Origin of the sequence: Salibacterium salarium, from assembly GCF_030813635.1 — a bacterium.
Taxonomy (GTDB): Bacteria; Bacillota; Bacilli; order Bacillales; family Marinococcaceae; genus Salibacterium; species Salibacterium salarium.
Genome location: NZ_JAUSUM010000002.1, coordinates 503,126 through 517,735 on the forward strand (window position 1 = coordinate 503,126; position 14,610 = coordinate 517,735).

At 37.8% G+C, this 14,610-nt stretch carries 18 protein-coding genes; 9 read left to right on the forward strand and 9 right to left on the reverse strand.

Annotated features, from left to right (window positions below; translation table 11 throughout):
• Positions 1–106: 106 nt before the first annotated feature.
• The 7 genes from J2S78_RS08335 (at position 107) to J2S78_RS08365 (ending at position 8,690) form a co-directional block, all read left to right on the forward strand.
• The gene (locus tag J2S78_RS08335; RefSeq protein ID WP_306897723.1) at positions 107–1,174 is read left to right on the forward strand and encodes an ABC transporter ATP-binding protein; all 1,068 of its coding nucleotides are present in this window, start codon (positions 107–109) and stop codon (positions 1,172–1,174) included.
• A gap of 9 nt (positions 1,175–1,183) precedes the next feature.
• Positions 1,184–2,707, forward strand: coding sequence for an ABC transporter permease/substrate-binding protein (locus J2S78_RS08340; protein ID WP_503167823.1), 1,524 nt, complete (start codon positions 1,184–1,186; stop codon positions 2,705–2,707).
• Positions 2,708–2,731: 24 nt separating this feature from the next.
• On the forward strand, positions 2,732–3,154 hold the full coding sequence (locus J2S78_RS08345; protein ID WP_306897726.1) for a CoA-binding protein: 423 nt from the start codon (positions 2,732–2,734) through the stop codon (positions 3,152–3,154).
• A 134-nt stretch (positions 3,155–3,288) separates the two neighbouring features.
• On the forward strand, positions 3,289–5,253 hold the full coding sequence (parE, locus tag J2S78_RS08350) for a DNA topoisomerase IV subunit B (RefSeq protein WP_306897728.1): 1,965 nt from the start codon (positions 3,289–3,291) through the stop codon (positions 5,251–5,253).
• Positions 5,254–5,255: 2 nt separating this feature from the next.
• Positions 5,256–7,715, forward strand: a complete 2,460-nt coding sequence (gene parC / locus J2S78_RS08355; protein WP_306897729.1) for a DNA topoisomerase IV subunit A — start codon at positions 5,256–5,258, stop codon at positions 7,713–7,715.
• 53 nt (positions 7,716–7,768) lie between these two features.
• Positions 7,769–8,266: a metal-dependent hydrolase gene (locus J2S78_RS08360; RefSeq protein ID WP_306897732.1), complete on the forward strand. Its 498-nt coding sequence runs from the start codon at positions 7,769–7,771 to the stop codon at positions 8,264–8,266.
• Between the two features lie 133 nt (positions 8,267–8,399).
• Complete coding sequence (locus J2S78_RS08365) at positions 8,400–8,690, forward strand: putative quinol monooxygenase (RefSeq protein WP_306897733.1); 291 nt, start codon at positions 8,400–8,402, stop codon at positions 8,688–8,690.
• Between the two features lie 231 nt (positions 8,691–8,921).
• Here J2S78_RS08365 and J2S78_RS08370 read toward each other — a convergent pair whose 3' ends face one another.
• From J2S78_RS08370 to J2S78_RS08400, 8 genes are all read right to left on the reverse strand, one after another.
• Complete coding sequence (locus J2S78_RS08370; protein ID WP_306897734.1) at positions 8,922–9,185, reverse strand: hypothetical protein; 264 nt, start codon at positions 9,183–9,185, stop codon at positions 8,922–8,924.
• Between the two features lie 58 nt (positions 9,186–9,243).
• On the reverse strand, positions 9,244–9,534 hold the full coding sequence (locus tag J2S78_RS08375) for an HAD-IIIA family hydrolase (RefSeq protein ID WP_306897736.1): 291 nt from the start codon (positions 9,532–9,534) through the stop codon (positions 9,244–9,246).
• A gap of 4 nt (positions 9,535–9,538) precedes the next feature.
• Positions 9,539–9,766, reverse strand: a complete 228-nt coding sequence (locus J2S78_RS08380; protein WP_306897738.1) for an HAD family hydrolase — start codon at positions 9,764–9,766, stop codon at positions 9,539–9,541.
• Between the two features lie 262 nt (positions 9,767–10,028).
• The gene (locus J2S78_RS08385) at positions 10,029–10,538 is read right to left on the reverse strand and encodes a YfiT family bacillithiol transferase (RefSeq protein WP_306897739.1); all 510 of its coding nucleotides are present in this window, start codon (positions 10,536–10,538) and stop codon (positions 10,029–10,031) included.
• Between the two features lie 787 nt (positions 10,539–11,325).
• Positions 11,326–11,736 carry a metallothiol transferase FosB gene (gene fosB, locus J2S78_RS08390; protein ID WP_306897741.1) on the reverse strand — a complete coding sequence of 137 codons (411 nt, stop codon included), beginning with the start codon at positions 11,734–11,736 and terminating at the stop codon, positions 11,326–11,328.
• 694 nt (positions 11,737–12,430) lie between these two features.
• On the reverse strand, positions 12,431–12,700 hold the full coding sequence (locus J2S78_RS08395; RefSeq protein ID WP_306897744.1) for a rhodanese-like domain-containing protein: 270 nt from the start codon (positions 12,698–12,700) through the stop codon (positions 12,431–12,433).
• Between the two features lie 33 nt (positions 12,701–12,733).
• On the reverse strand, positions 12,734–12,895 hold the full coding sequence (locus J2S78_RS17100; protein WP_370871538.1) for a rhodanese-like domain-containing protein: 162 nt from the start codon (positions 12,893–12,895) through the stop codon (positions 12,734–12,736).
• Positions 12,896–12,971: 76 nt separating this feature from the next.
• Positions 12,972–13,391 (reverse strand): MBL fold metallo-hydrolase, encoded by a 420-nt coding sequence (locus J2S78_RS08400; protein ID WP_306897746.1) that lies wholly within the window; start codon positions 13,389–13,391, stop codon positions 12,972–12,974.
• A gap of 55 nt (positions 13,392–13,446) precedes the next feature.
• Here J2S78_RS08400 and J2S78_RS08405 point away from each other — a divergent pair, with 55 nt between their 5' ends.
• A complete protein-coding gene (locus tag J2S78_RS08405; protein ID WP_306897747.1) occupies positions 13,447–13,782 on the forward strand; it encodes an MBL fold metallo-hydrolase in 336 nt (111 codons plus the stop codon).
• 129 nt (positions 13,783–13,911) lie between these two features.
• Here J2S78_RS08405 and J2S78_RS08410 read toward each other — a convergent pair whose 3' ends face one another.
• Positions 13,912–14,313, reverse strand: coding sequence for a polysaccharide deacetylase family protein (locus tag J2S78_RS08410; RefSeq protein ID WP_306898760.1), 402 nt, complete (start codon positions 14,311–14,313; stop codon positions 13,912–13,914).
• A gap of 58 nt (positions 14,314–14,371) precedes the next feature.
• Here J2S78_RS08410 and J2S78_RS08415 point away from each other — a divergent pair, with 58 nt between their 5' ends.
• Positions 14,372–14,587: a small acid-soluble spore protein Tlp gene (locus tag J2S78_RS08415; RefSeq protein ID WP_306897749.1), complete on the forward strand. Its 216-nt coding sequence runs from the start codon at positions 14,372–14,374 to the stop codon at positions 14,585–14,587.
• Positions 14,588–14,610 lie beyond the last annotated feature (23 nt).

The following is a 14,610-nucleotide window of genomic DNA, read 5'->3' on the forward strand; positions in this document are numbered from 1 at the left end:
GTATAAAGATAGGCTTTTTCTTTTTACTCAGTAGTTTAAAAACTTGTTCACGTGATATAAAGTACTACTTACTAATACTCGGCTTTGCCAAGAAAGGAATGCAGCAATGATTACGTTTGAGAATATCTCTAAAGAATTTCCAGATGGGACAAAGGCGGTTCGTCAATTTACAACGACGATACAAAAAGGAGAACTATTCGTATTAATAGGTCCGAGCGGGTGTGGTAAAACAACAACATTGAAGATGATTAACCGTTTGATAGCTCCTACAAATGGAACAATTTATATTGAAGGAGTTGATATAAATAATTGGAACAAGCAAGCATTACGCTGGAATATAGGGTACGTTCTGCAGCAAATTGCACTATTTCCAACAATGACCATAGCAGAAAACATTTCTGTTGTTCCAGATATGGTGAATTGGAGTAAAAAGGAAATATCAGAAAGAGTGGATGAGCTGCTTCGTATGGTAGATTTAGATCCGGCCACTTACAGATCAAGGAAGCCAGTCGAGTTATCAGGCGGGCAACAACAACGAGTTGGCGTGTTGCGAGCACTCGCGGCAGACCCTAATATTTTAATTATGGATGAGCCTTTCAGTGCTTTAGATCCGCTCACCAGAGAACAGTTGCAACGAGATGTGAAGGAGTTACAATCTCGTATACAAAAGACGATTGTGTTTGTTACTCACGATATGGATGAGGCAATGGCTTTAGGAGACCGAATTTGCATGATGAATGAAGGCAAAATCGTTCAGATAGGAACACCTGCAGAGATTACGAGAAATCCCGTTAACCAATTTGTGAAGGACTTTATCGGAAATCGAACAAATGAATGGGAATCTCCAGTAAAAGATATAATGGATCCGTATAGTGATTATATCGTGAATATTAATGAGCTATTACAGCTGTCGTTACAAAATGAACCAGTTTACGTTATTGATAACGAAAGTTATTTTTTGGGACGAAAACAAGGACATGAAGTAATGGAACATAATATTACGTTGTCCCCTGATATGTCATTAAATCAATCTATTTATTATTTTGATGTAATAGATGTCGATGTGCTCCCAGTACTAGAAAACAATACACTTGTTGGAACAATGAGTTACAAAAATATCGTCTCTTACATGAAATCTACAACCATGGATACAAAAAGAAAGGGGGAGATATAATTGAATACAATCCAGTCCGTAATTGAGCTTTTCCAAAGCCGTCAATCCATGTTTTGGACATTGGTATGGGAACATATACATATGTCCCTGCTTGCTTTATTATGTGCCGTATTTATTGCGATCCCCCTTGGCATTTATTTATCAAGAAAAACAAAAATCGCAGAACCTATTATTGGGATTGCTGCTGTTCTGCAGACAATTCCTAGTTTAGCTCTACTTGGGTTTATGATTTTATTATTGAATAAAATAGGCACTTTACCTGCTGTAGTCGCCTTGGCTGTCTATGCCTTACTGCCTGTATTAAGAAACACATATACTGGTATTAAAGAAGTGGATCCAGCCATCATTGAAGCTGCCACAGGTATGGGAATGTCCTCTTTTCGACGTCTTCGAAAAATCGAATTGCCAATGGCGATGCCAATCATTATGGCAGGTATTCGTACTTCTATGGTACTGATTGTTGGAACAGCTACGTTGGCTGCTCTAATAAGTGCCGGCGGACTCGGTGACTTTATTATGACAGGAATAGACCGCGCAGATAATGCTTACATATTGTTAGGTGCGATTCCTGCTGCCTTATTGGCATTATGTTTTGATATCATACTACGAATCGTAGAGAAAACGTCTCAAGGAAAATCCTTGTTTCCTATTGGAGCCGTTCTCACCGCATCTTTTTTGGTGGTGGCAGCACCATTAATATCATTTGACCAAGAATCCGATATAATTATCGGAGGTAAACTAGGGGCTGAACCCGAAATTATTGCTAATATGTATAAATATCTCATTGAAGACGAAACAGACCTTCAAGTATCCGTCGAATCCGGTTTCGGAAGTACAGATGCTGCATTTAACGCTTTGTCCGTTGATGAAATTGATATCTATCCTGAATTTACAGGAACAGCAATGTCAGCATTATTAGAAAAAACACCTGAATCAGGAAGTACAGAAACAGAAGTGTATACCCAAGCAAGACAAGGTATGGCCAATGAGTACAATATGGCATATTTAGAACCAATGAAGTTTAATAATACATATGCGATAGCGATGAGAGAGCAGCATGCTCAAGAATTGGGTATTCAAACCATATCAGATATGGAACCCTATACTGACGAATTGACGGCAGGATTCACATTTGAATTTGCTGATCGAGAAGATGGTTATCCAGGAATTCAAGATGTGTATGGATTTAGTTTTGAAACCGTTGAAACAATGGACGCTGGTCTTCGTACAAGAGCCGTCGAGACGGGAGAAGTAGACTTCATTGATGCCTATTTCACTGATGCTGATATGGTTGAGTACAACTTAAGAGTATTAGAAGATGATAAAAATTTATTCCCTCCATACCAAGGAGCGCCTTTGATGAAACAAAAAACATTAGACAAACACCCGCGTCTAGAAAATATATTGAATCAACTATCCGGGAAAATAACCAATGAAGATATGCAACAAATGAACTACATGGTTGATTACAATGATACTGATCCTTCAATCGTAGCAAGAGACTACTTGACGGAAAACGGGTTTTTTGAATAACCTGTATAAAAGGAGATGGTATAAATGAGTCAAATCACAAATCCAAATCAAGAGAAAATTGCAGAAATACTAAAAGCAAGTAAAACAATTGCTGTCGTCGGGCTTTCTGATAACCCATCACGAACGTCTTACCAGGTGAGCAAGGTGATGCAACAGTCAGGATATTCGATTATTCCAGTGAATCCTAACGTGTCGGAAGTACTTGGAATAAATGCAGTGCCATCTCTAAAAGATATAGAAACTCCTGTTGATATTGTTGATGTATTCCGACGGAGTGAACACCTTCCTGCAATAGCGAAGGAGGCCGCTGACATGGACATCACCCCCAATGTGTTTTGGACTCAATTAGGTCTTGAAAATGAAGAAGCCTTTCGCATAGCGGAAAATGAAGGTATGATTGTGATTATGAATAAATGTATTAAAGTAGAACATTCAATGATAAAATAAATGTTCGTCTACGCTCATCCGTAATCAGATGAGCGTTCTGTTTTGAACCATTGATAAAAAATAAAACATGTGTTCTATTAATATGTTATAGTGTAGAATACACGCTTTTCTTTTGTAGAAAGGAGAACACGTCATTGACACAGGCCTTTGATTATAATGATGATGCAATTCAGGTATTAGAAGGACTCGAGGCTGTTCGAAAAAGACCTGGCATGTATATTGGCAGTACGGACAGTCGCGGCCTTCATCACCTCGTATTTGAAATACTCGACAATTCTGTCGATGAAGCACTAGCTGGATTTGGTGATGTGATCGATGTAATTCTTCACCATGACCAAAGCATTTCTGTCATAGACTATGGTAGGGGAATTCCAACTGGCACACACCGTACAGGAAAATCAACCCCGGAAGTTATATTTACCGTATTGCATGCCGGAGGAAAGTTCGGTCAAGGTGGATACGTTACGAGCGGGGGATTACACGGCGTGGGTGCTTCTGTTGTAAATGCACTTTCTGAGTGGCTCACAGTTACGATACATCGAGACGGTGAAATTTATAGACAAGAGTTTGCCAATGGAGGCAAGCCGGTAACATCTCTAATTCAAGAGGGAACGACAAAAAAATCAGGAACAACTATTCGATTTAAGCCTGATTCTAATATTTTCAGCACGACAACATATCAATTTGAAATGCTATCAGAACGCTTGCGTGAAGCTGCGTTTTTATTAAGCGGAGTTTCTATTCGTTTAACTGATGAAAGGTTAGCTGAACCACATACAGAAACTTTTGAATACGAAACAGGCATTAAAGCATTTGCGGAATACTTGAATGAAGATAAGGAAGTCCTTCATCCGGTTGTTTATTTCGACGGGAAAAATCAAGACATCGAAGTGGAAATAGCGTTCCAATTTAATGATGCTTATACAGAAAATGTACTATCTTTTGTAAATAATGTGCGTACAAAGGATGGAGGAACACATGAATCCGGAGCAAAAACTGCTTTGACCAGAGCCGTTAATGAATACGCAAGAAAAATGAACTTTTTGAAAGACAAAGATAAAAATTTGGACGGATCTGATATTCGTGAAGGTTTTACAGCGGTTATTGCTATTCGAGTGCCAGAATCTATTTTACAGTTTGAGGGACAAACTAAAAGTAAACTCGGTACGACGGAAGCTCGCTCAGCCGTGGATCAGGTGGTATCGGATAAACTTACTTACTTTTTTGAAGAGAACCCTACCACTAGCTCCATGCTCATAAAAAAAGCAATAAAAGCTTCTCAAGCACGCGAAGCAGCCCGTAAAGCAAGAGAAGAGGCAAGAAATGGAAAGAAGAGCAAAAGGAAAGAGCTCTTAAGCGGTAAATTAACACCGGCTCAGTCTAGAAATCCTGAACGAAACGAATTATACTTAGTCGAAGGGGATTCAGCAGGAGGGTCGGCAAAACAAGGCAGAGACCGTAAATTTCAGGCTGTACTTCCTTTGCGTGGGAAAGTGATCAACACTGAAAAAGCAAAATTGGATGACATTATGAAAAATGAAGAAATCCGCACCGTTATTTATGCGATAGGAGCTGGTGTAGGTACAGATTTCAACATGGAGGACAGTAATTACGACAAAGTTGTTATAATGACGGACGCCGATACAGACGGTGCTCATATCCAAGTGTTACTTCTCACATTTTTTTACAGATACATGAGACCACTCGTGGAAGCTGGTAAAGTATTTATCGCCCTCCCGCCTTTATATAAAATAAGTAAAGGAAGCGGCTCAAAACAAAAGGTTGAATACGCTTGGGATGAAGACGGCATGAAAGAAGCGATCCAAAAGGTAGGAAAAGGGTATACAATCCAGCGATATAAGGGTCTTGGTGAGATGGATGCGACCCAATTATGGGAAACGACAATGGATCCTGATACACGGACATTAGTTCGCGTAACAGTTGATGATTTGGCACGAGCAGACAAACGTGTGACAACTTTAATGGGCGACAAAGTCGAGCCACGTCGAAAATGGATTGAATCCCACGTGAAATTTGGGATGACAGAAGATGCTAATATACTTGAAAATGAAAACCTTCATGTTACGGAGGAGGAGTAAGCGTGACCGAAGCTGAAAAACATTTAGATTTACCTTTAGAAGATGTACTGGGCGATCGTTTTGGTCGCTACAGTAAATATATTATTCAGGAAAGAGCGCTGCCTGATGCAAGAGATGGGCTGAAACCGGTACAGCGTCGTATTTTATATGCGATGCTGCAAGATGGAAATACGGCCGATAAGCCATTTCGTAAAGCGGCTAAAACGGTCGGAAATGTCATTGGTAATTACCATCCTCACGGGGATTCGTCCGTTTATGAAGCAATGGTGCGAATGAGTCAGGACTGGAAAGGAAGAAATTTACTCGTTGAAATGCATGGTAATAATGGTTCTATTGACGGTGACCCACCAGCTGCTATGCGTTACACCGAAGCAAGACTTTCTTCTGTTTCAGCTGAAATGTTAAGAGACATTGAGAAAAATACAGTGGAACATATTCCTAACTTTGATGATTCGATTGAAGAACCAGTTGTACTTCCGGCAATGTACCCCAATCTGCTCGTGAACGGTTCCATGGGAATATCATCAGGGTATGCAACAGATATCCCTCCGCATCAATTAGGAGAGGTAATCGATGCAGCATTGATGGAAATAGATAAACCTAACTGTACAGTTGAAGAATTAATGACAGTTTTAAAAGGGCCTGATTTCCCAACTGGTGGAATTATTCAAGGAACAGATGGCATCAAAAAAGCGTATGAGACAGGAAAAGGAAAAGTCGTTGTCCGATCCAAAACCGAAATTGAAACACTACGCGGGGGCAGAAAACAAATTGTAATCTCGGAAATACCTTATGAAGTGGTGAAATCCAACTTAGTTAAAAGAATGGATGAAATCCGATTCGACAAGAAAATCGATGGGATTGCAGAAGTCCGTGATGACACAGATAGAACGGGCCTCCGCATTGTCGTAGAGTTGAAAAAAGAAGCAGACCCGACTGGTGTACTCCATTATTTGTATAAAAACACGGATCTTCAAGTTTCTTATAACTTTAATATGGTTGCCATTCATAACAAAACGCCGCAATTGCTCGGTTTAAAGCAGTTGTTACAAGCATATATTGCTCATCAACGCGAAGTAGTTACAAATCGGTCACGCTTTGAACTTGATAAAGCAGAAAAGCGTCAACACATCGTGGAAGGTTTGAAGAAAGCCATTTCCATACTTGATCAAGTCATTGAAACAATACGAAATTCGAACGATAAAAAAGACGCTAAACATAATATAATGGAGTCGTTTGAATTTACAGAAGAACAAGCAGAAGCAATTGTCACATTGCAGCTTTACCGATTAACGAACACTGATATCACTACTTTAGAAAAAGAAGCGGAAGAATTGGCAAAAAACATAAAGAAATTAAAAGACATTTTAGCAAGTGAAGAAAAACTTCTCCGTGTTATAAAGGATCAATTAACCTACGTAAAGAAAACGTATAACGATAATCGATTAACAACAGTAGAGGAAGAGATTGAAGAATTAAAGATTGATCTTGAAGTAATGGTCCCTTCAGAAAATGTTATTGTAACAGCAACGAAAGAAGGATACGTAAAACGAACTAGTACACGTTCTTATTCTGCTTCTAACGAAGATCCACCGGGAATGAAAGAAACGGATGATTTGTTGTTTTTCGATGAATTGAATACGACGGACACTTTGCTTTTATTTACTAAAAAAGGACAGTATCTGTATATGCCTGTGCATGAACTATCAGAGATTCGTTGGAAAGATAACGGACAGCATATAGGTAACATTGTCCAATTAGATTCAGATGACAGTTTAATAAAAGCTATTCCAGTTTCTGCATTTAGTGAAGATCAGTACTTAATCTTTTTTACAAAACAAGGTATGGTAAAGAAGACAGCCTTATCTGCCTACAAAGCACAACGCTATTCCAGGGCATTAGTAGCTGTTAAAGTAAAAGAAGAAGATGTTGTTGTAAATGTCGAATTGACAAACGGGGAACTTGATGTATTCCTTGCAACAAATCACGGATATGGATTACGTTTTTCTGAAGAAGAAGTTGCTCCAATAGGGCAAAGAGCAGCAGGGGTAAAAGGCATAAACTTAAAAGATGGAGACTTTGTTATAAATGGATTTGTAGTTCATCCTACTCAACTTCCCAATGTAGCAGTCGTTACTCATAGAGGATCCGTAAAAAAAATGTCTCTTAATGAATTTGAACGTAGTTCTCGTGCGAAACGAGGGCTTGTATTACTCCGTGAATTGAAAAAAAATCCACACCTTGTAGCAGGCCTTGAAAAATTAACCGATGAGTCTAATATTTTTAGGATTCAGACAGAGGGTGGAGAAGTAGAAACAGAAGATATCGGAAGTTTGAGAAAGAGTGATCGATATAGTAATGGTTCATTCCTTGTTGACACACAGGAAAAAGGCACCGTAACAAGTATGTGGCCAGCAATCGACTATGAATCGCTAAACAAGAAAAATGAAAACAATGATTAATTCACGATAATATAATTATGTAAACTAAAGATAGAGTTGAAAGGTAGAACAACATGAATGCAGGCACACACGTTATAGGAGCAATCGCAGCAGGAGCAGGAATATATTCATTATATGCCTTGCCTTTTTCACTCACTAGTCTAGAAGGAGCCGTGTATACCGGAAGCATTATCATGGGCGGCCTCCTTCCAGATATTTGCCAACCTTTTTCTTGGATAGGAAGAAGAATTAAACCGATTTCTAAACTGATAAATAAGGTATTTGGCCATCGCACTATCACACACAGCATACTTTTTGTTTTATTTCTTTATCTCATTACAGGATCTCTGCAAAATAAATGGGGCGAAGCGGCACACTTTGGTATAACTATAGGGGCAGGCAGTCATCTATTACTCGATATGCTTACACCACGTGGTATTTCCTTATTGTATCCTGTGAAATATAAAATGAAATTTCCTGTAACAACAAAAACAGGTTCCTTTACAGGGGAAGGACTAATATCTACGATTATGTTACTATGGATCGTTTATTTTAGTGTGCACTACTTTTAAGTCCGTTTTCAAAAAGCAGGAAAAAGCGCAAAGACGTAAGCTAACGAAGAAGTTCATAGCGATTTTCCTGAGCTTTTTGAACAACCTCTCAACAAAAATATTGATAATTAGTGATAAAAAGGAGAAGAACTTATTGATTATTATCCACGCACACATGAAAGTAAAAACTGACGTTCATCACACGTTTTTGGAAAGAACGAAGGAATTAGTAAAACAATCTCAATTAGAAGAAGGAAACATAAGTTATAAATTGTACCAAGACACTGATCATCCGAATACTTTTGTTATGATAGAAGAATGGAAGGACCAACACGCGGTTGATCACCATTTCGAGTCATCTCATTTCAAGGAATTTGGTAAAATCACAGAAGAGCTTTTGCAAGAACCGCCGCATGTTGTTAAATATTCTGCAACCTCGCAATAATCTTAGCGGGGTTTAAATTTACTTTAAAATTTTTCTACGTCTCAAAACAACAAGTTTACTTAGGTTTTGATACACCAAACCTTCATTTTCATTAACTTCCTATAATATATATTATGTAAACTAGAAATAAATTAAAATAGCAATTAAAATAGCAAAGAATTTCTCTTCTTCATCCCCTCCTTGTCCGTTGAAGCAATTCATATTCCTCTAAACCTTTTAATATTGTCCGCCTTATCCGTGTTTTTGAGGAATAACTGACAAACGATAGAAATATAAGCCTTCGTTTTTTATTTGAAAACATCCCATGCCCACTGGTTGATTTTCTACATAAGCAATTAATGCTTTCTCCTCTCTTTCTAGTGCTTCTGAAACAGATTGCACCGTTTCTTCTAAAGCACTAGAGGGAGATGGATCGTTCTTATATTCCATGAACGCCTTAATCATAAGTTCATGAATGACTGGTGCATCTGGCATGTCTTCTAGTTTCAGTCTCATTTTAATCTTCCCACCTTGCTGAAAAAACTGCCCTATCCTTCTATTACACAAAGTAGCTTTATATATAGTTAATCAAGTCACTCACATTTTTGAGTTTTGTTATATTTGGATGGGTAGTATCTATTCCTATACCAAATCCTCTCATGTTCATATTTACTGCTAAATTTACGTCGGCTTTAGAATCACCAACCATGAACGATTCATTAATATTAATCTCAGGATATTTTTGCACCGCCTCTTTAATCATCCCTGATTGAGGCTTCATACAGTTGCATCTTTCATCTCTTCCATGAGGACAGTAAAATATATCGAGGATTTGTATGCCTTGATTCGTTAGTTCACTAAGCATTTTTTTACTTATCTTTTGATTTACTTATCTTTTGATACTGTTGCAAAGATATAAATCCTTCATTTATAAGGTATTGATTTGTAACGATTATAATTTCATATCCTCTCTGTTGTACCTCCCTTAATGTCCAAACAGAGTTTCGAAGAAATACAGGTCTGTCAACCAATGTCCATTTTCTATCGGCGTAATCTTTAATAATCGTGCCATCCCTGTCAAAAAAAGCAGCTTTCACCTATTTCTCCCCCGTTCTCGTAATTGGTATAGGAGTCTTCCTTGTAAAAACCATTTTTTATAATAAACGATTATTAACATTTCATTATATTATTCTAAATTTACTTGGTAAAACCTGCTATAACGTAAAACTAATCCATAAAAAAGGACTAGTCTTGTTACAGATTAGTGCCCTTTAGTTGAATAAAACTTCTGTAATTATCCCTTATTTTAAAAAAATTGGCTTATCAAAGTTCGATAAGCCAATTCCATACATAATTGTATTACTTTGATAATGCAATTTTTATATGGGCTAAGTGGTGCTCTTCGTGCCAAGCTAACTTTGCAACTTTTGTTGCAACTGTTATTTTACCGTTTTTCTGGTGATTGAAAACTCGATTTAATTGCTCTTCAGTTAAACTATTTCCTAAAGATACGATGCGCTCATTTATACCTTCTAGCATTTTAATAGAACTTTCTATAGGAAGCTTTGTATCCGGTTGAATAGCCCACTTATCTTGATCAAAATCTGGTACTGTTGGATTCTCATCTGTTAAAGCCAGCTTTAAACGTTGATACATGTTCAACTGAGAATCTGCAATGTGATGAACAAGTTGACGAACTGTCCAGCTACCGTCACGATATGTTCTGCTTAATTCCTCATCACTTAATGAGTCAACAGTTTCTCTTAATCGAATCGTGTAAGTTTCGATTTCCTTTAGCCATTCTTGAATATTTTCTAATGTTACTTTTTTAGGAACTTGTAATTTCCCAATTGGATATCTTACATCCATTTTCAATCCCCCTTTTCCTGTTCGTTATTTTTTTACTTATTTATTATTACATAAATTATTTCATAATTCTCTTTATATTTTAACATAAATATCTAATTCCATTATTAAGTGTATTCAAGAAAATGCCCTATAAATCAATAAAGAGCGCAATTCACTACTTCAGAATCGCGCCCAATTCAGTAGAAAACTTATTATTTCAAGCAAAAGGCCTTTTATACATATTTATAGGTATTAATATTAATTTCAAATGATGTTTACGAATTATTTCAGCATATTGATATAACTCGCGTTTTTCCAACACCTCAACAAATTTAGGCCACGGAGGTACGTTGCTCATATATGGGGTGGGACCCAATGAGAGAGCACCCCCAGGACCTCTTATTTCTATTCCACATATCAACACCCTCCTTAAATAATTGAAAATAAAGAATGAGAAAACATAAGAGAATTTATTTTCGTTAATTTCTTTTCAGATTATTCTATCACCTATTGTCTCAAAATCCTACGATAAAAAGAAATCCAAGAACAATGGAAAGTTGCTTGGTTTTGGTATCTACTTGAGTTTTTTGTAAGCCTCACTATTCAACAATATGGCTCGATTCAGAAGAACGCTCTCTTATTCGATTAGTGCGCCCGATTGCGGATTCACGAAAGTTACTAAGCAGTCCCTTTAAATGTTAACAAACATATATATTTACGTTATCAATAACTAACCTGTTCGTTACTATAAGCTCCTGGAAATGAAAAGGCTGAGAATATCTCAACTCAATCGTGGTCGTACTCTCCTCTACCATTTATTAATATCCTGTTTGTAGTACTCCAACCTGTCTTGTAAGGTACCTGTATGAAATTCAAACTTGTGTCCGTCCGGATCCGTAAAGTAAATGGAATTCTTATCTTTTTCATCCCTTGGGCGACCTGGAAGTATGTTTACATTTAAGTCATACAGTTTTTTGGTAACTACTTCAAAATCCTTTTCATCTATAGAAAATGCTATATGAGTGTAAGAATCATTTTTCTCCTTGCGAGGAATACCTTCTTCCTTATTAAGGGCCAGCCACATCCCGTTTAACTCAAAATAAGCCGTATTTCTTCCCTTTACTAATAGTTTGGCGTTAAATACATTTTCATAGAATGAAATAGATTCTTCTAAATCGGAAACGGAAAATAAAAAATGATTTAACCCTTTTATGGTCATGTCACTCCTCCTTAATTATGAAATTTTTTGGTTAGTTTTCTACTCATTTCGATAAGAGTCTGTTTACTCGCTTCTTACTGCGTAGATATATTAGAACATAGAAGCGACATGGACGTGCAAATGTTCTATATCGAAATCTACAACTACTACTCCTACTTTTCTGGTTGGAATAGTCTTATCTATTAGCTTGTTATCTTTCTGACGGTTCTCAGTAATTTATGTAAGCTTTTATCCACGCATCTTCATAATTATGATAGTTGTGTAATGTGCCTTGCACGATTATTCAATAAACCCCCTAACTATGAAGAAGAAGATTATTTTCCCTGTGTAACAACATCTGATCTGTTTCTTTAAATCCAAGTGATTGATATAGTTCTTGCCTTGCCCTTGCGCGTGGTAACTACTTCAACAAAAAATTGGAAATACCTTCTTCTTTCAATCATTATTTAAGGAGGTTCTGCGCACTAGAAACCTCCTAATACCGTTTAATATTTTTGGAATTTATCTTTGATATTCGTCAGTATTCTTTCTAAACATATGGGGAGTGTCTCTAATGTAAATTTATTTAATAGTTCCCTTCTTCCATCAATTCATTTCCAACTCTGGCTTTTTCCAGTTGTTCATCATTCCGCCTTGTAAATTCTTCACGTGATACCCCTTGTTCAGAAGAATGCTCGCGGCGATTGCTGAACGTTTACCGGATCCGCAGTGGACCGCCAACCGGTTTATCCCTCGGCGGTAGTTCCTGGTCCATCTTAGAAGGTAAATAACCGAGCATGATATGTTGCACTCCTGGGATATGCTCCCTTTCCCTTTCATCTTGAAAACGGACATCGAGAATACGAACGTTTCCGCCATCATTTTCTTTTTGCAGTTCCTGCGGCGAAATATTTTCGTACAAACGCATGTTTTCAGAATTTTCGCATTTTTGACCACTTTCGTTCGATACCGTACAGGGCATCATCCTTCATTGCTTCATGATTGGTTTTCTCTCCGATCAGATAGATATTCGACTCATAGTCGGTAGCCACCCCATCCATTCCGTAAAAGCTTCCAGATACGCAATATTGATCGTTCCGGGAATGTGGCCGCGAGCATAGGCAGCCGGTTTTCTCGTATCCACCACCATTTTGGTACTTTCTTCTGCCAGCTTTTCCACCTCTTCAGCTCGATGGACAGACGAACTGGAGGACGGACCTCGGATAATAACGCCGCACCGTATTTATTCATTTCTTTCATATTCGCAAAATAGGCAGGAGGTTCCGGCTGTCCATCCAGCAGAAAATCAACAAATTTCTGTTCCTTTTCCGGCTGGAAAGCTGGATTGAACATCTTTTCATATCCGTCGATGTCGGCACCGCACCAAGTGCTTTACCGCAGGAACTGCCTGCTCCGTGCCCGGGCCAGATCTGCAAGTAATCTTCAAATTGTTTGAACGTCTGAATCGAGGAAAACATCTGTCTTGCCCCGGCATCTGCCGAGTCTTTCACGCCGACGGACTTTTCCAGAAGATCGGGGCGTCCGACGTCTCCGACAAACACAAAATCACCGGTAAATACACCGATCGGTTTCTCCGGGTTGGTTCCATCTGTGAGCAGATAGGAAACGTGCTCCGGCGTATGGCCCAGGGTATGAAGAACATCCATCCACTTCAAAAATACCATACCGTGTAGTGTTAAGAATGAGTTAACAAGAAGGAAGTTACTATATATGTATTTAAAATATTTTTACGAAAACGAACTAGCGCAAGCGTCCTACATGGTCGGCTGTCAAAAGACCGGAGAAACGATGGTCATCGACCCATCCCGGAATGTAAATGAGTATCTAAAAATCGCAGAAGAACAGAGATTCACCATTACAGGTGCGCTGGAAACACACATTCATGCGGATTATGTATCAGGCACGGTGGAATTGGCTAGCCGCACGGGCTCGGTGATCTATCATTCTGTAGAAGGAGCGGAAAACGGTGGCTATACCTTGGCTTCTGACCTGAATACGAAAGGTGCGTGCGATCAGGACAGAATCCATGTCGGGAACGACATATAATTTTTACTCCTCAATCTGTATCGTATTGCTAAAATGTATATATAAACTCGAATTTTTCTAACACATATCATGTTCTAACATTCATTTCTTTAATTCTTTCATTTATTTAAACAGTAAAGAATTAGAAAATTATTTCAAATGTAAATCAGGGTCGGACTCTTTTATCTTTGACAACAAAGAAAATTCAAAACCTTTGTTTCTAATTTCGTCAATAAGTCTGGGTAGAACAAACCTGGTTTGTTCTAATTCATGAAGAAGGATAATGGATCCATCCTTCATATGCTCGACAACATTATAAATGATCATTTCAGGATTCATTTTGTATTGCCAATCAAAAGAAGAAATTTCCCACATAACAGGGATTAAGACCATCTCCTCAAGAATTTTCATCGTTGTCTCATTATATTGACCAAATGGCGGTCTGATAAAAGAAACTTTAGTTCCCGTTATTTTCTCGATGTGATGTACACTATTTTTTATTTGCTTATACTGTCGTTTTGTTAAAGCTGTCAAAAGTTTATGGTTGTATATTTTTAAGCTTCTGCATCACACTAAGAGTCCATTACTTTTACAGAGGAGGAATTGTTGAATGACTAAATCAAATAGGCGGTCAAACTTTAATAATAAAGAAGTTGTAGAAGAAATTATAGATGACACGAAAGAGAATTTAAACGCTACCTCCGAATTTGCTAATGAACATGGGGAAGCACTTAATGAAAAAGAAAAGCAACAGATTGAAGAAAAGAATCGGCATCGTAATCAATCCATCGAAGAAATGCGTCAATCTATTACTAAAGATTCGTAAATATACAAAAAAGAGTTCGTCTA